The sequence below is a fragment of the Ornithinimicrobium humiphilum genome, from assembly GCF_006716885.1.
Lineage (GTDB): Bacteria > Actinomycetota > Actinomycetes > Actinomycetales > Dermatophilaceae > Ornithinicoccus > Ornithinicoccus humiphilus.
The window spans coordinates 1,436,552-1,458,002 of the sequence record NZ_VFPU01000001.1 but is presented as its reverse complement, the minus strand read 5'-3'; the positions used below and the strand labels follow the sequence as shown (position 1 = coordinate 1,458,002).

Annotated in this window: 23 protein-coding genes; 11 read left to right on the top strand and 12 right to left on the bottom strand. The window is 71.6% G+C overall.

Translation table 11 applies throughout. The features are described 5' to 3' along the window. Nucleotides 1–107 precede the first annotated feature (107 nt). Entirely contained in the window at nt 108–533 is a 426-nt protein-coding gene (locus tag FB476_RS06710; RefSeq protein ID WP_141818093.1) for a response regulator transcription factor, read from the top strand. Beyond that, nucleotides 530–1,627, top strand: coding sequence for an anthranilate phosphoribosyltransferase (trpD, locus tag FB476_RS06705; RefSeq protein WP_202876921.1), 1,098 nt, complete (start codon nt 530–532; stop codon nt 1,625–1,627). Before FB476_RS06710 ends, trpD begins: the two co-directional genes overlap by 4 nt. Nucleotides 1,628–1,722: 95 nt before the next feature. On the opposite strand, the gene FB476_RS06700 is transcribed toward trpD, so the two are convergent. The 7 genes from FB476_RS06700 to trpS all read right to left on the bottom strand — a co-directional run bounded on the left by FB476_RS06700 (nt 1,723) and on the right by trpS (nt 8,252). After that, nucleotides 1,723–2,124, bottom strand: coding sequence for a cytochrome c oxidase subunit 4 (locus FB476_RS06700; RefSeq protein WP_141818092.1), 402 nt, complete (start codon nt 2,122–2,124; stop codon nt 1,723–1,725). A 3-nt stretch (nt 2,125–2,127) separates the two neighbouring features. Further along, nucleotides 2,128–3,897 (bottom strand): aa3-type cytochrome oxidase subunit I, encoded by a 1,770-nt coding sequence (gene ctaD, locus FB476_RS06695; RefSeq protein ID WP_141818091.1) that lies wholly within the window; start codon nt 3,895–3,897, stop codon nt 2,128–2,130. A 2-nt stretch (nt 3,898–3,899) separates the two neighbouring features. After that, on the bottom strand, nt 3,900–4,799 hold the full coding sequence (ctaC, locus tag FB476_RS06690; RefSeq protein ID WP_475483644.1) for an aa3-type cytochrome oxidase subunit II: 900 nt from the start codon (nt 4,797–4,799) through the stop codon (nt 3,900–3,902). A gap of 87 nt (nt 4,800–4,886) precedes the next feature. Next, nucleotides 4,887–5,570, bottom strand: coding sequence for a leucyl/phenylalanyl-tRNA--protein transferase (gene aat / locus FB476_RS06685; RefSeq protein WP_141818090.1), 684 nt, complete (start codon nt 5,568–5,570; stop codon nt 4,887–4,889). A gap of 81 nt (nt 5,571–5,651) precedes the next feature. Further along, entirely contained in the window at nt 5,652–6,005 is a 354-nt protein-coding gene (locus tag FB476_RS06680) for a HesB/IscA family protein (RefSeq protein WP_141818089.1), read from the bottom strand. 82 nt (nt 6,006–6,087) lie between these two features. Further along, nucleotides 6,088–7,203: a glycerate kinase gene (locus FB476_RS06675; protein ID WP_141818088.1), complete on the bottom strand. Its 1,116-nt coding sequence runs from the start codon at nt 7,201–7,203 to the stop codon at nt 6,088–6,090. Between the two features lie 2 nt (nt 7,204–7,205). After that, nucleotides 7,206–8,252, bottom strand: coding sequence for a tryptophan--tRNA ligase (gene trpS, locus FB476_RS06670; protein ID WP_141819965.1), 1,047 nt, complete (start codon nt 8,250–8,252; stop codon nt 7,206–7,208). 302 nt (nt 8,253–8,554) lie between these two features. Here trpS and FB476_RS06665 point away from each other — a divergent pair, with 302 nt between their 5' ends. The 3 genes from FB476_RS06665 to FB476_RS06655 all read left to right on the top strand — a co-directional run bounded on the left by FB476_RS06665 (nt 8,555) and on the right by FB476_RS06655 (nt 10,612). After that, nucleotides 8,555–9,160: a hypothetical protein gene (locus FB476_RS06665; protein ID WP_141818087.1), complete on the top strand. Its 606-nt coding sequence runs from the start codon at nt 8,555–8,557 to the stop codon at nt 9,158–9,160. A gap of 21 nt (nt 9,161–9,181) precedes the next feature. Then, a complete protein-coding gene (locus FB476_RS06660) occupies nt 9,182–9,568 on the top strand; it encodes a hypothetical protein (RefSeq protein WP_141818086.1) in 387 nt (128 codons plus the stop codon). Between the two features lie 540 nt (nt 9,569–10,108). Next, nucleotides 10,109–10,612: a hypothetical protein gene (locus FB476_RS06655; protein ID WP_141818085.1), complete on the top strand. Its 504-nt coding sequence runs from the start codon at nt 10,109–10,111 to the stop codon at nt 10,610–10,612. 62 nt (nt 10,613–10,674) lie between these two features. Here FB476_RS06655 and FB476_RS06650 read toward each other — a convergent pair whose 3' ends face one another. Both FB476_RS06650 and FB476_RS06645 read right to left on the bottom strand, forming a co-directional pair. After that, nucleotides 10,675–11,640 carry a glutathione S-transferase family protein gene (locus FB476_RS06650; protein ID WP_141818084.1) on the bottom strand — a complete coding sequence of 322 codons (966 nt, stop codon included), beginning with the start codon at nt 11,638–11,640 and terminating at the stop codon, nt 10,675–10,677. A 4-nt stretch (nt 11,641–11,644) separates the two neighbouring features. Then, nucleotides 11,645–12,949 (bottom strand): dipeptidase, encoded by a 1,305-nt coding sequence (locus FB476_RS06645; RefSeq protein WP_141819963.1) that lies wholly within the window; start codon nt 12,947–12,949, stop codon nt 11,645–11,647. Between the two features lie 166 nt (nt 12,950–13,115). On the opposite strand from FB476_RS06645, the gene FB476_RS06640 reads away from it, so the two are divergent. Both FB476_RS06640 and FB476_RS06635 read left to right on the top strand, forming a co-directional pair. Beyond that, entirely contained in the window at nt 13,116–13,307 is a 192-nt protein-coding gene (locus tag FB476_RS06640) for a hypothetical protein (RefSeq protein ID WP_141818083.1), read from the top strand. A gap of 29 nt (nt 13,308–13,336) precedes the next feature. Next, on the top strand, nt 13,337–13,942 hold the full coding sequence (locus FB476_RS06635; protein ID WP_238329585.1) for a DUF3043 domain-containing protein: 606 nt from the start codon (nt 13,337–13,339) through the stop codon (nt 13,940–13,942). 13 nt (nt 13,943–13,955) lie between these two features. Here FB476_RS06635 and FB476_RS06630 read toward each other — a convergent pair whose 3' ends face one another. Then, a complete protein-coding gene (locus tag FB476_RS06630) occupies nt 13,956–14,171 on the bottom strand; it encodes a hypothetical protein (protein WP_141818082.1) in 216 nt (71 codons plus the stop codon). A 150-nt stretch (nt 14,172–14,321) separates the two neighbouring features. Here FB476_RS06630 and FB476_RS06625 point away from each other — a divergent pair, with 150 nt between their 5' ends. Next, nucleotides 14,322–14,867 (top strand): bifunctional adenosylcobinamide kinase/adenosylcobinamide-phosphate guanylyltransferase, encoded by a 546-nt coding sequence (locus tag FB476_RS06625; RefSeq protein ID WP_141818081.1) that lies wholly within the window; start codon nt 14,322–14,324, stop codon nt 14,865–14,867. 115 nt (nt 14,868–14,982) lie between these two features. Here FB476_RS06625 and gcvT read toward each other — a convergent pair whose 3' ends face one another. Further along, nucleotides 14,983–16,089, bottom strand: coding sequence for a glycine cleavage system aminomethyltransferase GcvT (gene gcvT, locus FB476_RS06620; RefSeq protein WP_141818080.1), 1,107 nt, complete (start codon nt 16,087–16,089; stop codon nt 14,983–14,985). A gap of 84 nt (nt 16,090–16,173) precedes the next feature. Here gcvT and FB476_RS06615 point away from each other — a divergent pair, with 84 nt between their 5' ends. Then, nucleotides 16,174–17,697, top strand: a complete 1,524-nt coding sequence (locus FB476_RS06615; protein ID WP_141818079.1) for a leucyl aminopeptidase — start codon at nt 16,174–16,176, stop codon at nt 17,695–17,697. 88 nt (nt 17,698–17,785) lie between these two features. On the opposite strand, the gene FB476_RS06610 is transcribed toward FB476_RS06615, so the two are convergent. Continuing rightward, nucleotides 17,786–17,965, bottom strand: a complete 180-nt coding sequence (locus FB476_RS06610; RefSeq protein ID WP_141818078.1) for a DUF5302 domain-containing protein — start codon at nt 17,963–17,965, stop codon at nt 17,786–17,788. Nucleotides 17,966–18,094: 129 nt separating this feature from the next. Here FB476_RS06610 and lpdA point away from each other — a divergent pair, with 129 nt between their 5' ends. Both lpdA and sucB read left to right on the top strand, forming a co-directional pair. Then, a complete protein-coding gene (gene lpdA, locus FB476_RS06605; RefSeq protein WP_141818077.1) occupies nt 18,095–19,474 on the top strand; it encodes a dihydrolipoyl dehydrogenase in 1,380 nt (459 codons plus the stop codon). 55 nt (nt 19,475–19,529) lie between these two features. Continuing rightward, nucleotides 19,530–21,413 (top strand): 2-oxoglutarate dehydrogenase, E2 component, dihydrolipoamide succinyltransferase, encoded by a 1,884-nt coding sequence (sucB, locus tag FB476_RS06600; RefSeq protein ID WP_141818076.1) that lies wholly within the window; start codon nt 19,530–19,532, stop codon nt 21,411–21,413. Nucleotides 21,414–21,451 lie beyond the last annotated feature (38 nt).

Below are 21,451 nucleotides of genomic sequence, written 5' to 3'. Positions count from 1 at the left end.
CCACCCGGTCATTATGGACCACGCCGGTCCCAGACGTGCGACCCCCCACGCAGCGCGCCGTGACCCGCGGTCCTCCGAGCCCGGAAAGGCTCGCTACCATCGTGCGCATGACCGCGACTCCCGCCGCCGACCAGCAGTCCTCCTCCGCCGAGCCCCGCTCGATCTCGGTGCTGCTCTACAGCAACGACCGGTCCGTCCGTGACGCGGTCCGCCTGGGCGTCGGCGACACGCCGGCGGACGACGTCGTGATCTCCCGCTGGACCGAGGTGGCCACGCCCGAGATCGCCGTCGACGAGGCCAAGACCGGCGCCTACGACGTGCTGATCCTCGACGGCGAGTCCCAGCCCTACGGCGGCATGGGTGTCTCCCGTCAGCTCAAGAACGAGATGTTCCGGTGCCCGCCGGTCCTGGTGCTCACCGGCCGCCCGGTGGACGGCTGGCTCGCGACCTGGTCGCTGGCCGACGCCGCCGTGCCGCGCCCCCTCGACCCGCAGCGGCTCGCCGACACCGTCGCCGAGCTCGCCCGCCGGTGACCGGCACCAGCCTTCCCTCCCCCGCCGACCAGGACGACCGCACCTGGCCGGACCTCCTCTCGGCGCTCGTGCGCGGCGAGGACCTCTCCAGCGGCGACACCGCCTGGGTCATGGACCGCGTCATGTCCGGCGAGGCCACCCCGGCCCAGCTGGCCTCCTTCCTCACCGCCCTGCGCAGCAAGGGCGAGACCGTCGAGGAGATGACCGGTCTGGCCTCGATGATGCTCGAGCACGCCAACCGCTTCGAGGTGGACGGCCCGACGATCGACATCGTCGGCACCGGTGGCGACCGCGCCATGACCGTCAACATCTCCTCCATGTCCGCGGTCGTCATGGCCGCCGCCGGCGCCGTCGTCGTCAAGCACGGCAACCGCGCCTCCTCGAGCCGCTCCGGCTCGGCGGACATGCTCGAGGCGCTCGGGGTCCGTCTGGACCTCTCCCCCGCCCAGGTGGCCGCCGTGGCGCGAGAGGCGGGCATCACGTTCGCCTTCGCCAACGTCTTCCACCCCTCGATGCGCCACGCCGCCGTCGTGCGCCGCGATCTCGGCATCGCGACCGCCTTCAACTTCCTCGGCCCGCTCACCAACCCGGCGCAGCCCCGCTACGCCGTGGTCGGCTCGGCCGACGCCCGGATGGCCCCGCTCATCGCGGGTGTCTTCGCCTCCCGCGGCACCCAGGCCGTGGTCTTCCGGGGCGACGACGGCCTCGACGAGGTCACGCCAGCCACGACCTCCCGGCTCTGGTGGGTCGACGCGTGCGGCGCCGTCGCGGAGTGGGTCCTCGACCCCCGCCGCCTCGGGGTGACCCTTCACCCGGTCGACGCCCTGCGCGGCGCCGACGCGACCCACAACGCCGAGGTGGCCCGCCGCCTCTTCGCCGGCGAGCCGGGCGCCGTGCGCGACGCCGTGCTCCTCAACGCCGGCACTGCCCTGGCGCTGCTCGCAGCGGGCGAGGGCGCCGGGCACCCGTCCTCCGAGGACGAGCTGCACGAGCGCGTCGCGGAGGGTATGCGGCGCGCGGCCGCCGCCCTCGACGACGGCTCCGCGCAGGCCGTGGTGGACCGCTGGATCGCCGCGACCCGCGACGCCGGCTGACGGCATACCCCTTCGGGGAGGCTGCTGCTCCCCCGACGCGCGACGAAGGCCCCCGGGAAACCCGGGGGCCTTCGTGTCGCGCGGTGCGGCGGTCGTCAGACGGCGCGCTCCCCGCGGAAGTACTCCATCGTCCAGCCGATGGTCGACAGGACGACGAACGGCACGGCGATGACGAACAGCCACCACCCGACGCCGATGCCCAGCACGGCGACCGTCACCGACAGGCCCAGGAACAGCGGCCACCAGGAGTAGGGGGCGAAGTGGCCGTAGTCACCGGTCTGGTCCTCGATCTCGCCCTGGAGGTCGTCCTCGGGGCGGGCGTCGACCGTGCGGCCGGAGAACCAGAAGAACCAGGCCACGAAGGCGGTCATCGCCGCGGTGAGGAAGAGCGCGACCGTGCCCACCCACTCCGTCGGGTCGGTCCACTGGGAGTAGATGATGCCGACGATGATGAAGAACGGCACCAGGGCCAGGAAGACCTTCGTCTCGTTACGCATGGCTCAGCGCTCCTCTCCGGTGTAGCCGCCGGTCTCGGTCCCGACCTGGCCGGCCGGGTCGGTGTCCGGACCACCCAGCAGCTCCTCGGCGACGGACTTGTCCGGCTCCGGCGACTCGAGGGTGCCGATCTCTGGGTGGTGCAGGTCGAACGCGGGACGCTCGGAGCGGATGCGGGGCAGGCGCTCGAAGTTGTGCCGCGGGGGCGGGCACGAGGTGGCCCACTCGAGCGAGCCGCCCCAGCCCCACGGGTCGTCCACGGTGACCTTGGGCGTCTGGTAGCTGCGCCACACGGCGTAGAAGAACGGCAGCATCGAGATCGCCAGCACGAAGGAGGAGATCGTCGAGAGCTGGTTCATCCAGGTGAAGCCGTCCTCGGGCATGTAGTCGGCGTAGCGACGGGGCATGCCGACGACGCCCAGCCAGTGCTGGATGAGGAAGGTGCCGTGGAAGCCGAAGAACAGCAGCCAGAAGTGCACCTTGCCCCAGGTCTCGTCGAGCATGTGACCGGTGAGCTTGGGCCACCAGAAGTAGAAGCCGGCGAACATCGCGAAGACGACCGTGCCGAAGACCACGTAGTGGAAGTGCGCCACGACGAAGTAGGAGTCGGTCACGTGGAAGTCCAGCGCGGGGCTGGCCAGGATGACGCCGGTCAGGCCACCGAAGAGGAAGGTGACCATGAAGCCGATCGCCCACAGCATGGGGGTGTCGAGGCGGACGGAGCCGCGCCACATGGTGCCGATCCAGTTGAAGAACTTCAGACCGGTGGGCACCGCGATGAGCATCGTCATGATCGCGAAGAACTCGAGCAGCACCGCGCCCGTGGCGTACATGTGGTGCGCCCACACCGACATCGACAGCGCCGCGATCGTCAGCGTCGCGAAGACCAGGGTCTTGTAGCCGAACAGCGGCTTGCGGCTGAAGACCGGGATGATCTCGGTGATGATGCCGAAGAACGGCAGCGCGATGATGTAGACCTCGGGGTGGCCGAAGAACCAGAACAGGTGCTGCCACAGCATGGCGCCACCGCGGGCCGGGTCGTAGATGTGCCAGCCGAAGATACGGTCCGCGGCCATGCCGAAGAAGGCCGCCGCCAGGACCGGGAACACCATCAGCACCAGGATCGAGGTGACGAGGATGTTCCAGGTGAAGATCGGCATCCGGAACATGGTCATGCCCGGGGCGCGCATGCAGACGATCGTGGTGATGAAGTTGACCGCGCCGAAGATCGTCGCGAAACCGGTGACCGCCAGCCCGAGGACCCACAGGTCACCGCCCAGGCCGGGGCTGTGCGTCGGGCCGGCCAGCGGCTGGTAGGCGAACCAGCCGAAGGAGGCCGCGCCGCTCGGCGTCAGGAAGCCGCCGACGGCCACGAGGCTGCCGAAGAAGTACATCCAGTAGGCCAGCATGTTCAGGCGCGGGAACGCCACGTCGGGCGCACCGATCTGCAGCGGGATCAGCGCGTTGGCGAACGCCGCGAAGAGCGGCGTCGCGAACATCAGCAGCATGATCGTGCCGTGCATGGTGAACAGCTGGTTGAACTGGTCGGGGTTGGTCACGACCTGCAGACCGGGCGTGAACAGCTCGGCGCGGATGACCAGCGCCATCAGGCCACCGACGAGGAACCACGCCATGGTGGTCACGAAGTAGAGGTTGCCGATGACCTTGTGGTCGGTGGTCGTCAGGATCGAGACCAGCTTGCGGACCCAGGCGTCGGGCTCGGCGGCCGGCTTGGGGCTGGTGTCCGTGGCCGGCGGAGTGGTGATGGTCGCCATACTCAGCGATCCCCTTCCTGACGTCCGAGGGATGCGGGCAGCTTGGGCAGCTGGTCGTCCTGCAGCGGGTACTGGTCGAGGTCGTGGCCGAGCTGACCGGTCTTGCCGGCGGCGCGGAGGCCCTCGATGTGGGCGTCGTACTCGTCCTGCGAGACGACCTGCACCTGGAACAGCATCTGCGCGTGGTAGGCGCCGCAGAGCTCGGCGCACTTGCCCTGGAAGGTGCCCTCCTCGGTGGTGGTCACCTGGAAGATGTTGACCCGGCCGGGGACCATGTCCAGCTTCTGCAGGAACTGCGGCACCCAGAACGAGTGGATGACGTCGCGGGAGGTCAGCACGAACTCGACGCGGCTGTCGACGGGCAGGACCAGGGTCGGCAGCGTCTCGGGCAGACCCTCCTCGCCGTCGTGGAGGCCGGCGGCCTGGACGCCCTCGATGTAGACGTCCTCGTTGACGTAGTTGAAGTCCCAGCTCCACTTCTTGCCGGCGACGTTGACGACCACGTCCGGGTCGTCGTCCACGCGCAGCATGTCGTTCTGGAGCTGGACGGTGGTGCCGAAGATCGCGGCCACGATGAAGATCGGGACCACGGTGTACATGATCTCGATCGGCACGTGGTAGCGGAACTGCGAGGGGACGAAGTCGTCGCTCTTGCGACGGTAGGCGAAGATGCTCCAGAGGATCAGGCCCCAGGTCAGCACGCCGATGACCAGGGCGAGGATCCAGATCTCGACCCAGTAGGTGGCGACATCGTTGGCAGCCTCGGTCACGGGCTCGGGCATCCAGCCGCGCTGCACGGTCTCGCCGCAGCCGGCGAGCAGGAGAGCCACGACACCTCCCGTGGCGGCCAGACCCCACCGCTGCAGGGTCCCGCGGGACCGTGTCTCCTCACGCCGTTGCACTCGGGCACCTCACACTTCTCACACTACCGGCCAGGACGTGGTGAACCATACCTCCACCACCGGGGCAGTCTTGCACGTGGGACCCCGTCAGAGGGGGCTCCCACGCCAACGCCGGGGCAGCTCGCGGGCCACCGCGACACGCACCATGTCCCGGTATGCCGCGCGCGGCACCTCCCGCACGCCCAGCCGGGCCAGGTGCTCGGTGCGCCACTGCACGTCGACGAGGTAGGGCCGGCCGTCCTCCTCCAGGGCCTCCACCAGCCCCACGACGGCGACCTTGGAGGCGTCCGTGACGCGGTGGAACTTCGACTCCGCGGCGAAGAGCCGGCCGATGGCGAGGCCGTAGAGCCCGCCGACGAGCTCGCCGTCGCGCCGGACCTCCACGGAGTGCGCCCAGCCCAGCTCGTGGAGAAGCTGGTAGGCCTCGACGATCTCGGGGGTGATCCAGGCGCCGTCGCGCGAGGGGTCGGCGCAGCCGTGCACGACCTCGAGGAAGGCGGTGTCGTAGGTGATCTCGAAGCGACGCCGGGCCCGCCGCAGGGAGCGGCTGACGTGGAGGTCGCCGGGGAGCATGATCCCGCGCGGGTCCGGGGACCACCAGCCGATCGGGGGCGCTCCCCCGGGCCCGACGCCCATCGGGAAGAGGCCGGAACGGTAGGCGGCGAGGATGGTGCCCGGCTCCAGGTCGGCCCCGATGCCCACCAGGTCGTCACCAGGCTCGCCCCGCCGTCCCGAGAGGTCCCACGGCGTGGGGGGCGGCTCGACGGGCATGGGGCCATTCTCCCGGAGCGAGCGCAGACACGGACGGACCCCACCGCCGTGTCGGCGATGGGGTCCGTCAGGGTGCTGGGATCAGCTGAAGCTGTCGCCGCAGGCGCAGGAGCTGCCCGCGTTGGGGTTGTCGATGGTGAAGCCCTGCTTCTCGATCGTGTCGGCGAAGTCGATCGTGGCACCGTCGAGGTAGGGGGCGCTCATCCGGTCGACGACGACCTCGACACCGTCGAACTCGGCGAACAGGTCGCCGTCGAGGGTGCGCTCGTCGAAGTAGAGCTGGTAGATCAGGCCGGAGCAGCCGCCGGGCTGCACGCCGATGCGCAGACGAAGGTCGTCGCGGCCCTCCTGCTCGAGCAGGCTCTTGACCTTGCCGGCGGCGAGCTCGGTCAGGGTGACACCGTGGGTGGCGGTGCTCTGGGTGGTGTCGGTCATGCGTCCGGTCCTCTCGTGAGGGAAGTCGTTGCCGGGAGCAACGTCGGCACGGGGCGAGGTTGTTCCCGCTCTCAAGACTACGTCAGCCGACGGGTGCGTCGGGACGGTGCGGCGGGGGTGTCCAGGTGCGGGCGACGCGGGCCGCCAGGGCGCCGAGGTCCTCCCCCGGACGCAGCTCGTAGGACCCGCTCACGCCCAGGGACATGCCCTCGCGGCGTCCGACGGCGACCTCGCGGGCGAGCACGACGGTCGGCGTGGCCGCGTCGAGCGCCGCCCGGGCGGTGTCGGCGACGACGCCCTCGTGGACGGTGTCGGGACCGTAGACGTCGGTGACGAGCACCAGCAGCGAGCCGGGCAGGCGCTCGCGGATGCCGAGCTCGTCGAGGAGGAACCGCGGCGCGGTGTCGGTGCGTGCGCCGAGCAGCTGCAGGGCGTAGCCCACTCCCCCGCCGGCTCCCGAGCCCGGCTCGCGCTCCGGCCGCCGCGGCAGACCCGTGAGCAGGTCGCGGGCGGGCGGCAGCAGGGCGTTGACGCGGTCGGTCAGCTCCCCCAGCTCGCCCTCGAGACGCTGGGAGACCTGAGGCGCGACGCCGTGACGCTCGGTGAGCGTGGCGCTGGCCCCGGAGAACCCGAGCAGCGCCGACTCGGTCGCGCTCGCCAGGACGAGGCGCACCTCGGCCCACTCCCGGCGCACCTCGGGCAGCCGCTCCAGGTCGTCGCCGGCGCCGAGCTCGCGCAGCAGGCCCGTCCCGCCGTCGTGGCAGGCGAGCGGCCCGGCACCGACGACGATCCGGGTGGCACCCGCCTCCCTCGCCAGGGTGAGCAGTCGGCCCACTCCGGCACTCGTCATACCTGCGGGGTCGGCGAGGGCCTTCTCCCCCACCAGGTGGCGTCCGCACACCTGGGCGGTGTCGAGGTATGCCGTGCTGCCGGACCCGTCCGGCGACGGCACCAGGGCGATGCCGGCGGGTACCTCGTCGCCGAGCGGGCCGGGGACCACGACCGGGACCTGGGTCGCGCCCAGGGCACGGCCGACGACCTCGGCGAAGCCGGCGCCGCCGGGATGGGAGGAGCAGAGCTCGACCGCGACGTGCGGTGCACGGGCGGACCAGCCGGCGCCGACCTGGGCCGCGGCCTCGTGCGGCAGGAGGTCGCGGACGGTGTCCGCGACGATGACGACGCGCGGAGCGCGGGCCATCCTCAGGCGTAGACCATCTGCATGGCCTCGCGGACCTCCGCGAGGGTCGCCTCCGCGACCGCGTTGGCCCGGGCGTTGCCCTCGGCGAGGATGCGCCGCAGCTCGGCCGGGTCGGCGGCCAGCTCGGCGCGACGGGCCCGGATCGGGGCGAGGTGCTCGTTGACGGCCTCGGTCACCAGCTTCTTGAGCGTGCCGCTGCCGCCGTCGCCGATCTCCTCGGCGATCGCCTGCGGGTCACGACCGCTCGTCAGCGCCGCCAGCAGCACGAGGTTGGACACCTCGGGGCGGGTCGCCGGGTCGTAGGTGATGTGGCGGTCGGCGTCGGTGACGGCCTTCTTGATCGCCTTGGCGGTCTCGTCGGCGCTCATGCGCAGCTCGATGACGTTGCCGCGCGACTTGCTCATCTTGGTGCCGTCCGTGCCCAGCAGGTTGGGCACCTCGGAGAGGAGGGCGTCGGGCGCGGGGAAGACGGGGGCGCTCTTGTCGCCGGCGCGGCCGTAGCGCTCGTCGAAGCGTCGGGCGATCACACGGGTCTGCTCGAGGTGGGGCAGCTGGTCCTTGCCCACCGGCACGACGTTGGCCTTGCAGAAGAGGATGTCGGCGGCCTGGTGCACCGGGTAGGTCAGCATGAGACCGGACATCGGGCGGCCGCCCGTGGCGTCCTGCTCGGCCTTGACGGTCGGGTTGCGGCGCAGCTCGCTGTCGGTGACGAGCGAGAGGAAGGGCAGCATCAGCTGGTTGAGCGCGGGGATCTGGCTGTGCGTGAAGATCGTCGTCCGATGCGGGTCCAGCCCGATGGCCAGGTAGTCGGTGAGGAGCGAGAAGACGCGCTCCTGGATGCTGTCGACGCTGTCGCGGTCCGTGATGACCTGGTAGTCGGCGATGAGGACGTAGGTGTCCACGCCCTTCTCCTGCAGCGCCACCCGGTTGCGGAGGCTGCCGAAGTAGTGGCCCAGGTGCAGGTGCCCGGTCGGCCGGTCACCGGTGAGCATCCGGAACTGCCCGGGGTCGGTCTCCAGCTGCCGCTCGATCTCGGCCGAGCGCGCCATGCTGCGCGCCAGCGAGGCGTCGGAGGTGGAGTCGGCCAGCGCGTTGCCGGCGCCCGGGTCGTCCGTCAGCGGGGTCTCGGTCGTCACGAGGGTTCAGGTTACGTCACGGTCGCAGACCCCGGTCCGGCTGCCTCGCTGGCGCACACATCGGGGGCAAAGTCATCCTGGGGAATGAATTCACAAAGAAGGCGGCTCCTGGGCCTTCCTCTCCGCAGGGGCTGACGCTACGGTCGTTCTCGCAGGGTGGGGTGCCCAACGCGATGTCGCGTTGCCTCGCCGGACAGTACAGATAGGGGTGTCTGATGCTGCATTCGGAGAACTCACGCGCGCCGAGCCGACGGACGTTGGTGAAGGGGGCCGCCTGGAGCGTGCCCGTCGTCGCCATCGCCGGCGCCGCACCGGCTGTGGCAGCCTCGGCGGCGGTCCAGTGCACGCACACGACGACGTGGCGGTGGTACTGGAAGAAGACCCCGTGGTGCGGCGGCAAGAAGAACAAGAAGAGCGGTCTCGAGATCAACACCACGGAGTTCTCGACCGGAGTGAGGTTCAGCGACACGCTGAGCACGACCGCGATCACGGACGTGTATGCCGATTTCTGGTTCACGCGTTCCGACCTGGCCTGGAGCGCCGCACCCGGCAACTCCGGGTGCTGGACGACGCCGGTCCTCACCGGGAGCACGACGTCCTGGAACGGCATGACGCTCTACGCCTACCGCTCCACCTTCACCTGCCCCGTGTCGCCCGTCCACCAGGGCACGACCGTGCTCCCGGCCTACCGCTGGCAGTCGCAGTGCTACGACGCCACGGAGAAGGAGTGGGAGCGCGCGCGATGGGCGCGCCGCACCGCCTACGCCACCGTCAACGGTGTCCCCCAACCCCTCGACAGCGGCTTCTTCGCCATCGAGTGACGAGAGACCAAGGAGACGCTCATGAGCTCGACGACCCAGGACGAGCCGCTCGAGGCGGCGTCCACGGACACGCCGGAGGACGAGGCTGCCGACCTGACGGCCCAGCAGGGCGACCTCGGCGCGACGTCCGGGAAGGGCCAGCCAGGTCCGCCGGATGACGACGATGACGACGACGACGATCACCAAGGCGGCGGCAAGGGCGGCGGCAAGAAGGACCCGCCCGACGACGACGACGACGATGATGACGACGACGACGATCACCACGGCGGCGGCAAGGGCGGCGGCAAGAAGGACCCTCCCGACGACGACGACGATGATGATGACGACGACGACGACGACGACGATGACGATGACGATGACGACGATCACGGGCACGGGAGAGCCCGCTCGGCCGTTGTCGTCCGCTGACTCCTGAGCAGTCCCCACGAAGGGCCCGGTCCGCTCGGACCGGGCCCTTCCACATACCCCGGCCGCGCCCGCCTCCCCCCTCGTGGTGCACACGCACCAGAAGACCTGGCGCTGGTACAGCAACAACGCCCCGTGGTGCGGCTGGGGCAAGGACGGGCTCGAGATCAACACCACCGAGGGAGCGCAGGTCCACTTCTCCGACACCCGGTCGTCGACCACGATCACCGACGTCTACGCCAACTTCTGGTTCACCCGCGCCGGCCTGGTCTGGACCGCCGCCAAGGGCGACAGCGGCTGCTGGACCGTCCCGACCGCCACCGGCGCGACCACACGGAGACCTGGATCACACTCGCCACACGCAGCGGACTGCAGTACGCTGCTTCTCGGTACCGTCCGCGGACGGGGGTCACGGCCCGGTACCGCAGCGATGTCGGTTGGTCCGACACGCCGCCGGGTCGGCGCTTGACGACTGGGCACGTGTCGCTACTCTGCCTACATCGTTCACACGACCTGTGAACCGTGGACAAGGGGAAATACCGCATGACTGCTCAGAAGACCGGGGGTCCCGTGACGACCACCCGCCGCACACTGGTCAAGGGGGCTGCCTGGAGCGTGCCGGTCGTCGCCATGGCCCAGACCGCGCACGCGGTCGGCGCCTCGCAGAGCTGCCTCGAGTCGGGCCTCTGCTTCGGTTGTGCCACCGTGCACAAGTGCTGCTCAGGCGGCCCGCAGGCGATGTACTGGGCCTGCATCACTTTCACCAACGAGGGTGTCGAGGACGTCATGGTGTCGTTCAACTTCACCGTGAACACGTCCGCGAACGGCCTCGTGGAGATCAGCGGTGGCGGCGCCGTTCCCGCGGGCCAGACCGTCCGCTTCAAGCCCGAGACTCCCCGCCAGTACGGCAACTGCAGCACCGGCACCTACGACGCCTTCGTGCTCCACTTCACCGATGGCACGAACCACGGAACGGTCAACATTCCGGGTGGGAGCATCGATGGCGGCGGCAACACCTGCCCGCAGAACACCGACTGCGCATGCTGACCCACTGACACACGTCGAAGGGGCTCGGTCCAGCTGGACCGGGCCCCTTCGTCCGTCCCCGACTACTTCGGGCCGAGGGCCTCGCGGCCGGCGGGCACCGTCCACCCGGAGGTGTCCGGGCCCTTGGGCACGATCCCCGTGGGGTTGATGTCGAGGTGCGTGGCGTAGTAATGCGCCTTGATGTGCTCGAAGTTGACCGTGGAGCCGAAGTCCCACGTCTGCCACAGGTCGCGGGCGTAGCCCCACAGCGCCGGCATCTCGGTCAGCTTGGTGCGGTTGCACTTGAAGTGGCCGTGGTAGGCCGCGTCGAAGCGCACCAGGGTCGGCCACAGCCGGACGTCGGCCAGCGTCAGCTGGTCGCCCACGAGGTAGCGGCGGGTCGAGAGCCGCTCCTCGAGCCAGTCCATCCGCGCCCAGAGCTGGTCGTAGGCCGCGTCGTAGGCCTCCTGCGTGCCGGCGAAGCCGCAGCGGTAGACGCCGTTGTTGACGTCGCGGTAGACGAGGTCGGAGACCTCCTCGATCTCGTCGCGCAGGTGCTCGGGCCACAGGTCCGGAGCGTCCGGACGCTGGTGGTCGGTCCACTCGGTGACGAGGTCCTTGACGATCTGGTGGAAGTCGTTGGTCACGACCATCCCGGTCTGCGTGTCGACAACGGCAGGCACCGTGATGCCCGACTCCGGATAGCCGTCGGGCCGCTTGTCGTAGGCGTCCTTGAGGCGCGGGATGCCGAGCACCGGGTCGACGCCGCCGGGGTCCAGGTCGAAGGTCCAGGAGTCCTCGTCGTGGACCGGTCCGGCGACGGCCATCGAGATGGCTTCCTCGAGCCCCAGCAGCTGGCGCGTGAGGATCGTGCGGTGCGCCCACGGGCACGCCCGGGAGACGGCGAGGCGGTAGCGCCCCGGCTCCACCGCATACCCGTCACGGCCGTCCTTGGTGATGCGCGTCTCGATGTAGCGCGCCTTGCGCTCGTAGCCGCCCTCCTTGTTGACGTAGGAGCCCGGCTTGGGGTCGCTCGACTGGTCGGTCATGGGCTCAAGCCTGCCCGAGCCGTCCGAGCCTTTCCAGCAGGAGCGCCTCGGCGAGGCAGACGCGCTCGAACTCGCCCAGGTGCAGGCTCTCGTTGGCCGCGTGCGCACGCGTGTCGGGGTCCTCGACCCCCGTGACGAGGATCGCCGCCTGGGGGAAGCGCTCGGCGAAGGCCGCCACGAACGGGATCGAGCCGCCGACGCCGATGTCCACCGGGTCGACGCCGTCCCACGCGTCGCGGAAGGCCGAGCGCGCGGCGTCGTAGACCGGACCCTGTGCATCGGCGGCGAAGCCGCTCCCCTCGTCGTCGAGCGTCACCGTCACCTGGCAGCCCCAGGGCGCGTTGCTCTCCAGGTGCTCCTTGAGGAGCCGGTATGCCGTGCGCGGGTCCTCGGCCGGGTGGATCCGCATCGAGAGCTTGGCCCGGCCGACCGGCGTGAGCAGGTTGGCGGCCTTCTCGACCGAGGGAGCGTCGATGCCGATGACCGTCATGGACGGCTTGGTCCACATGCGCGAGAGGAAGGAGCCGGTGCCGATCGGCGAGACACCGTCGGACAGTCCGGAGTCACGGCGCAGGTCCTCCTCGGTGTAGTCGAGGTCGGCGGCATCCGACGTCATCAGGCCGGGCACGGCCACGTCGCCGGCGTCGTCGTGCAGGGTCGCCAGCAGCCGGGCGAGGGCGGTGAGGCCGTCCGGCACGGCGCCGCCGTACATGCCCGAGTGCACGCCGTGGTCGAGCGCGCGCACCTCGACGACGACGCGCACCATGCCGCGCAGCGTCGTCGTCAGCGCCGGCACGCCGATCTTCCAGTTGTGGGAGTCGGCCAGCACGATGGCGTCGCAGGCGAGGCGGTCGCCGTGACGCTCGAGGATGTGCGGCAGGCTCTCGGAGCCGACCTCCTCCTCGCCCTCGACGAAGACGGTGACACCGACCGGGGGCCGGCCGCCGTGCGCGCGGATCGCGGCGACGTGGGCCATGACACCGGCCTTGTCGTCAGCGACGCCGCGGCCGTAGAGCCGCTCCCCCACGAGCGTCGGCTCGAAGGGCTCGGTGTCCCACCCGGTCTCGCCGGGCGGCTGCACGTCGTGGTGCGCGTAGAGCAGGACGGTCGGGGCGCCCTCGGGCGCGGGCAGGTGCCCGATGACGGCGGGCCGGCCACCCTCGAGGACGATCTCGACCGACAGGCCCTCGGCGCGGAGCAGGTCGGCGACGGCGGTGGCGCTGTCCTCGACGTGGCGCTGGTCGAAGGACGGCAGCGACACCGACGGGATCCGGGTCAGGGTCTCGAGGTCGGAACGCACGCCGGGCATGAGGTCGCGCACGCGGGCGGCGAGCTCGGCGGCGGGGTCGACAGGGTTGTTCTGCTGATCGGTCACGGGACCGACCCTAGTGGTGGCGTCGCGGCCCGTGGCGGCAGGCCTGCACCCTGCCGCACCCTTACTACATACCGTAGGATCGAGGCGGGAGGTGATGTCGATGACGACGTCGCAGACACGGTCCCGCTGGCCCGGGGCCGGCCTGGGCCTGGTGGCGGGGGCCGCCGTGGCGGTCCTGGCCGCAGCGCTCATGGACTGGCCGCTCGCGCTGGCCCTGGCGGTCGGGGCGGCGCTGGGCTTCGTCGCCGGTGCGGTCGTGGCCGCCCAGCGCTCCGCGGGCTCGCGGTCCTGAGCACCGACGGCGCCACCTACACTGGACGGGTGCGTTTCGGGAAGAAGTCGGAGCCGGTCGAGCTGACCGCCAGCCAGTCCACCTCTGCGGAGCAGGAGGCGGCCGTCGCCGACCCCTCCCGCCCCCAGGGCAAGGGTCGCCCCACCCCGAAGCGCCGCGAGGCCGAGGCCGCCAACCGCCGGCCGCTCGTGCAGTCCGGTGCCACCACCGCCGAGCAGAAGGCGAAGATGCGCGCCGAGCGCGCGCGGGCCCGCGAGGGCATGATGCGCGGCGATGAGAAGTACCTCATGGAGCGCGACCGCGGCCCCGAGCGCCGCTTCCTGCGCGACGCCGTGGACCGCCGCTGGAACGTCGGCGAGATCCTGCTGCCCGCGATGGTCGTCGTGCTGGCCCTGTCGTTCATCCCCTCGAGCTTCGCCCGGCTCACCTTCGTCGGTGCCTACGCGCTGATCCTGCTCGGCGTCGTCGACGGCTGGCTACTGTGGAAGCGCACCAGGTCGCAGTTCGTCAAGGAGTTCGGCAAGGAGCCGGGCCGCGGCTCGGCCTGGTATGTCGTGCTCCGCTCGTTCCAGATGCGCGCCTCCCGCGTGCCGCGCCCGGCCGTGGCCCGCGGCGACGAGCTGCGCCGCCGCTGACCCGGCTCCCCCGTCAGTCGGCGGGGCTGAGGCTCATCGGCCCGTAGACGACGTCCTCGTCGCGCCGCAGCGTCACCGCCTGCACGCCGGCGTCGGCCAGCGTGGGCCACTCCTGCGACAGCCAGGACTCGGCGTCCGCCTGGGTGGGGAAGGTGACGGCCGACAGGCCCAGGTCGCCGACGGGCGTCCCGTCGGCGTTCTCGAAGCTCCAGGTGTAGGTCTCGCTCATCCCTCCACGGTAGGGCTCGCCACGGACACTGTCCTGCCACCCCGGGTCCCCGGGCGGGCGACCTGCGGTCGGTATGCTCTCCCCCAGGCGCGCAACCCCGTACGACCCCTCCTCCGCGCGCCTGCCCCCGGTAGGACGTAGGAGACCTCCATGACCGCGACCCTCGTGCTCGGTGGCCCTCGGAGCGGGAAGTCGCACCATGCCGCGGCTCTGCTGGCCCATCACCCGATGGTCACCGTCGTCGAGGCTCTTCCCCAGGGCGACGCCCTCACCCCGCCCCCGCCCCAGGGGCAGTGCCCGCCGGAGTGGCGCAGCATGCGGACGCTCGACCTGACCCGCGCCCTCCTCGCCTCCCGCCACCCCGTGCTGATCGACGACCTGGGCGGCTGGCTCCGGGGCCTGCTCGCCGAGGATGGTCTCGCCGGGCACCCCGACCGCGCCCGCAAGGTGCTCGACGCCCGGCTGGACGAGCTGGGCGTCGCGCTGCGGGCCGTGCCCTTCGACGTGGTCGTGGTCTCCCCCGAGCCGGCGTTGGCTGCCCGTCCCTCCGACCCCGCCGACCCGGTCGAGCAGCTCCACGGCGACCTGCTCTCCCACGTCACCCGTCGCGTGTCGGCCGTCTCCGGCCGCGTGCACGTCCTCCTGGGCGGCCGCGTGCTCGACCTCAGCTCGGCGCCGCTCGTCGGCGTCGTCTGAGCCGCGCCCGTCCCGCGCCGGACACACGCACCTGCCGGCGCGACGGAATACCCCGCACGACGACCGCGCCGGCCGCCCTCCCGGCGGAGGACGACCGGCGCAGGTGCGACGGAGGTCAGGAGCTGGCGCCACCCTGGACGAACGGCGGCTTCTTGACCTCGGCGGTCACGGAGCGGCCGCGCACGTCGATCGTCACCGCCGCGCCCTCCTCGACACCACGGTCGAGGAGCGCCAGGGCGATGCCCTGCTTGAGCGTGGGGGAGAAGGTGCCGGAGGTGACGACGCCGACCTCGTTACCGTCGGCGTCGAGCACCGTCTGACCGGCGCGCGGGATGCCGCGGCCGGTGACGAGCAGGCCGTTGCTCAGGCGGCTCTCCTTGGCCTCGCGCTGGGCGGTCAGCGCCTCCTTGCCCCAGAAGGACTCCTTCTTCCAGCCCACGGCCCAGCCGGAGCGGGCCATGACCGGGGTGATCTCCAGGGAGAGGTCGTTGCCGTGCAGCGGGTAGCCCATCTCGGTGCGGAGGGTGTCGCGCGCGCCGAGGCCGCAGGGCAGGCCCTCGAAGGGCTCCATCGCGGCGACGATCGCGTCCCACACCCGCTCGGCGTCCTCGACGCGGCAGACGATCTCGTAGCCGCGCTCACCCGTGTAGCCGGTGCGGCAGACCGTGACCGGGCTGCCCTCCCACTCGGTGTCCACGAAGCTCATGTAGTCGTGGCCGGTCGGCAGGCCCAGCGCCTGGAGCACCTCGTCGGACTTCGGGCCCTGGACGGCGAGGATCGCGTGCTTGCCGTGCACGTTGTCGACGGTGACCCCCTCGGGGGCGGCCTCCTGCAGGCGGCGCACCACCTCGGCGGTGTTGGCCGCGTTGGGGATGAGGAAGATGTCGTCGTCGCCCCGCAGGTAGGCGATGAGGTCGTCGACGACGCCGCCGTCCTCCGCGCAGCACATCGTGTACTGCGCCTTGCCCGGCGCGATCTTGCCGAGGTCGTTGGTCAGGCAGGCGTTGACGAAGTCCTTGGCGCCGGGGCCGGTGACGGTGGCGGTCCCCAGGTGGGAGACGTCGAAGACGCCCACCCGCTCGCGCACCGCGGTGTGCTCGGCGACGACACCGCCGCCGGGGTACTCGATGGGCATGGACCAGCCGCCGAAGTCGGCCATCTTGGCGCCCAGCGCCGTGTGGCGGGAGTGCAGCGGGGAGGTCTTCGTCGTGGAGTCGCTCATGCCCGTCACCCTAGCCACCCGCGCACGTGACATACCCTCGTGGTCGGTACAGATTCCACGGCACCACAGACAAAGGACGTCCCCATGCCCGAGAGCAGCCCTACCGCCCTCCACCTCACCGACGCCGCCCCCGGCTCGGTCGAGGCCGACGCGCTGGTCGTGGGGGCGACCAGGTCGGGCTCGACCGTCACGCTGGTCGCCGACCACGGACTGGGCGCCGAGACCGCCTCCCACCTCGAGGAGACCCTCACGACCATCGGCGCGGAGGCCTCCGCCGAGGAGACGGTCCGGCTCGCCGGCGTCCCCGGCGTCGCCGCCCCGCTCGTCGTGGTCGTCGGTATGCCGTCCGGCCCCGCCCCCCGCACCGAGCGCCTGCGCCGGGCCGCGGGTGTCGCCGCCCGCACGCTCGCCGGCAGGGCCCGTGCGATCTTCGCCCTCGGCCAGCAGGGTGTCGAGGAGGCCGTGGCCGTCGCCCAGGGAGCGACGCTCGGCGCCTACACCTTCGCCCAGCACCACGGGGTCGGCAAGGCCTCCTCCGACAAGCCCGGCCTGGGCGAGGCCGTCGTCCCCGGCGTGGCCGCGGACGAGGCCGAGGCCGCGACCGCGACGGCCACCACGGTCGTCGACGCCGTGCGCTGGGCGCGCGACCTCGTCAACACCCCGCCCAACCTGCTCTACCCCGCGTCGATGGCCGACGCGGTCGCCGAGCAGCTCACCGGCTCGGCCGTGACCGTCGAGGTCTGGGACGAGGCCCGCCTGGAGCAGGAGCGCTGCGGCGGCATCCTCGGCGTCGGCCAGGGCTCCGGCCGCGGCCCGCGCCTGGTCACCCTGAGCTACGCCCCGGAGGGCGCGACCAAGCACCTGGCGCTGGTCGGCAAGGGCATCACCTTCGACTCCGGCGGCCTGTGCATCAAGCCGGGCGCCTCGATGGCCACCATGAAGTGCGACATGGCCGGCGCCGCCACCTGCGCCGCCGCCGTCCGGGCCATCGCCGAGCTCGGCCTGCCGGTGCGCGTCACGGCCTACCTGTGCCTCGCGGAGAACATGACCGGCGACCTGGCCCAGCGCCCCGGTGACATCGTCACCATGCGCGACGGCCGCACCGTGGAGATCATCAACACCGACGCCGAGGGCCGCCTGGTCATGGCCGACGGCATCGCGCTGGCGACCGAGCAGCAGCCCGACGCCATCGTCGACGTCGCCACCCTCACCGGCGCCTGCGTCATCGCCCTCGGCGAGCGCACGCTGGGCGTCATGGGCAACGACGACGAGCTGCGCGACAGCATCACCCGCATCGCCAACGAGGTCGGCGACACCGCCTGGGCCCTGCCGCTGCCGGAGGAGATCCGCTCGCAGCTCGACACGCCGGTCGCCGACCTCAAGCACACCGGCGAGCGCTCCGCGGGCGCGATGGTCGCCGCCGTCTTCCTGCAGGAGTTCGTCGGCCGTCAGGGCGAGGGCGAGGACGCTCCCACGATCCCGTGGGCGCACCTGGACATCGCCGGCCCGGCCTTCAACGACAAGGCCGCCTGGGGCTACTCCCCCAAGGGCGCCACCGGCTCGGCCGTGCGCACGCTCGTCGAGCTGGCCCGCACCTACACGGCCTGAGCCGGCTCCCGGGCCGCCGGCCCGGACACGCACGAGGGGCACCTCCCGGTCGGGAGGTGCCCCTCGCGTCCGTGACGGACGGCGTCCGTCAGCCGCTCTTGCGGCGGAACATCTGCTGCGTCCCGGAAGTCTTGGCTCCGCGGACCCCGTCGACCTTCCCGTGCTCGGAGTGGTCCGACACGTCGGTGCCGCCGTGGGCCTGCTTCTTCGCCAACGCCTCGCGGAACTTGGCCTTGACGTCGTCCGTGACCGGAGATTCGTCGTTCACGGCCACCTCCTTTCTCCCGGGGACAGGTGATGCCACTGTGGCACGGCATACCGGGGCCTGTCACAGGGTTAACGGGCGCGCGGGCACCCGCACCGGACGGGCGCCGGGCGAGGTGGCAGGATTGCGGCCATGCCAGCCGAAGAGTTCGACATCGTCATCCTGGGCGCGGGCAGCGGGGGCTACGCCTGCGCGCTGCGCGCCGCGCAGCTCGGCAAGCGCGTGGCGCTGGTGGAGAAGGACCGGTTGGGCGGCACCTGCCTGCACCGCGGTTGCATCCCCACCAAGGCCCTGCTGCACACCGCCGAGATCGCCGACAACGTGCGCGAGAGCGCCAAGTACGGCGTCGCCGCCGCCCTGGAGGGCATCGACATGGCGGCCGTCCACTCCTACAAGGACGGCGTCGTGGGCCGCCTCTACAAGGGTCTGCAGGGCCTGGTCAAGGCCGCCGACGGCATCACCTACGTCGAGGGCGAGGGGCGTCTGACCTCCGCCAGCACCGTCACGGTCGGCGACCGCGAGCTGAAGGGTCAGCACGTCGTGCTCGCCACCGGCTCCTACGCCCGCACCCTGCCCGGCGTCGAGATCGGCGGCCGGATCATGACGAGCGACCAGGCCCTCGGCCTGGAGACCGTGCCAGAGCGCGTCATCGTGCTCGGCGGCGGCGTCATCGGCGTGGAGTTCGCCTCCGTCTTCCGCAGCTTCGGTGCCGAGGTGACCGTCGTCGAGGCCCTCGACCGGCTCGTCGCCGCCGAGGACCCGGCGGTCTCCAAGACCCTCGAGCGCGCCTTCCGCAAGCGCAAGATCACGGTCAAGGCCGGCGCCCGCGTCGCCTCCGCGACGCAGGACGACAGCGGCGTGCGCGTCGAGCTCGAGGGCGGCGACGTCCTCGAGGCCGACCTGCTGCTCGTGGCCGTCGGCCGCGGGCCGCGCTCGGCGGACCTGGGCTACGAGGAGGTCGGGGTCACCATCGACCGCGGCTACGTCCCCACCGACGAGCGCCTGCGCACCAACGTCGAGGGCGTCCGCGCCGTCGGCGACCTGGTGCCCGGCCCCCAGCTGGCCCACCGCGGCTTCGCCCACGGCATCTTCGTCGCCGAGGACATCGCCGGCCTGGAGCCGACCCCGGTCGACGACACGCTGATCCCCAAGGTCACCTACTGCGACCCGGAGATCGCCAGCGTCGGTCTCACGGAGGAGCAGGCGCGCGCCAGGCACGGCGACGGCGTCACGTCCTACGAGTACAACCTCGGCGGCAACGGCAAGTCCCAGATCCTGGGCACCGCCGGCTTCGTCAAGCTGGTCCGCTCCGCCGCCGACGGCCCGGTCGTCGGCGTCCACATGGTGGGGGCGCGGATGGGCGAGCAGATCGGCGAGGCGCAGCTCATCGTGGGCTGGGAGGCCCTGCCCGAGGACGTCGCGCAGTTCATCCACGCGCACCCCACCCAGAACGAGGCCCTGGGCGAGGCCCACCTGGCGCTCGCGGGCAAGCCCCTGCACGCCCACGCCTGACCCAGCGGCAATCCTGCGTAGACTTCCAACCCCCGGACGAGGAGAGACAAGAGACATGTCGGAACGTGTATCGATGCCGGCCCTCGGTGAGTCCGTCACCGAAGGGACCGTGACCCGCTGGCTCAAGAACGTCGGCGACACCGTGGAGGTCGACGAGCCTCTGCTCGAGGTGTCGACCGACAAGGTCGACACCGAGATCCCCTCCCCGGTGGCCGGTGTGCTGCTGGAGATCCTCGCCCAGGAGGACGAGACCGTCCAGGTCGGGGCCGACCTCGCCGTCGTCGGCGACGCCTCCGAGTCCGGTGGCGACGGCGGGAGCGAGGAGTCCGGGTCCTCCGAGCAGGAGCAACCGGCCGAGGAGCCCCAGCAGCAGGAGGAGGAGCCCCAGCAGCAGGAGGAGCCTGCCGCCGAGGAGGAGCCCGCGCAGGAGCAGCCTCAGCAGTCGTCGTCCGGCGGCGGCGAGGTCAGCGGTGGCGAGACCGTCACCATGCCCGCGCTGGGCGAGTCGGTGACCGAGGGCACCGTCACCCGCTGGCTGAAGTCCGAGGGCGACACCGTCGAGGTGGACGAGCCCCTCCTGGAGGTCTCCACCGACAAGGTCGACACCGAGATCCCCTCGCCCGTCGCGGGCGTGCTCACCAAGATCCTCGTCGGCGAGGACGAGGTCGTCGAGGTCGGCGGCGAGCTGGCCGTCATCGGCGGCGAGTCCTCCGGCGGCGGCTCCCAGGAGTCCGAGCCGGAGCAGAAGTCCGAGCCGGAGCCCGAGCCCGAGTCCCAGGCGCCGACCGAGAAGCCCGAGACCAAGGACGCCGAGGGCCAGGACGGCGGCAGCGCCGACCTCGCCGAGGAGCAGACCCGCCACGAGGAGGCCGCGCAGCAGTCGGCCGAGTCCGAGGGCACCGGCTCCTCCACCGAGCCCGAGCCGGCCGTCGGCCTGGGCAGCGAGTCGGAGCAGACCGGTTCCTCCTCGCACAAGGACGTCTCGACGGCCGTCCCGGCCGAGAGCCAGGACGTCTCCGCCTACGTGACCCCGCTGGTCCGCAAGCTCGCGGCGCAGCACGGCGTCGACCTGGGCTCGCTCAAGGGCACCGGCGTCGGCGGTCGCATCCGCAAGCAGGACGTGCTCGACGCCGCCAAGGCCGCGCAGGAGCCGGAGGCCCCGGCCGCCGAGGCCGCTCCCGCCTCGTCCGCCCCGGAGAAGGCCGCCGCCCCGGCGGCGAGCGAGTCGTCGTCCAAGCGCGGCACGACCGAGAAGATGTCGCGCCTGCGCAAGGTCATCGCCCAGCGCATGGTCGAGTCGCTGCAGACGAGCGCCCAGCTGACGACGGTCCTCGAGGTCGACGTCACGAAGGTGTCCCGCCTGCGCAAGCGGGTCAGGGACGACTTCCTCAAGCGGGAGGGCACCAAGCTGTCCTACCTGCCGTTCTTCGCCCAGGCCGCGATCGAGGCGCTCAAGCAGTACCCGATCGTCAACTCCAGCGTCGAGGACGACACGATCGTCTACCACGGCTCGGAGAACCTCGGCGTCGCCGTGGACACCCCGCGCGGCCTGCTCGTGCCCGTCATCAAGGACGCCGGCGACCTAAACATCGCGGGTCTGGCCCGCAAGATCGCCGACCTGGCCGAGCGCACCCGTGACAACAAGGTCGGTCCGGACGAGCTGTCCGGCGCCACCTTCACGCTCACGAACACCGGCTCGCGCGGTGCGCTCTTCGACACGCCGATCATCAACCAGCCGAACGTCGCGATCCTCGGCACGGGTGCGGTCGTCAAGCGCCCGGTCGTCGTGACCGACGAGGACGGCGGCGAGACCATCGCGATCCGCGACATGGTCTACCTGGCGCTGAGCTACGACCACCGCGTCGTGGACGGTGCCGACGCCGCCCGCTTCCTGGTGGCCATGAAGGAGCGCCTGGAGGACGGCACCTTCGACGTCTGATCCTTTCCCTCGTCCGGGAACGCAGGGCGCGGTCGACC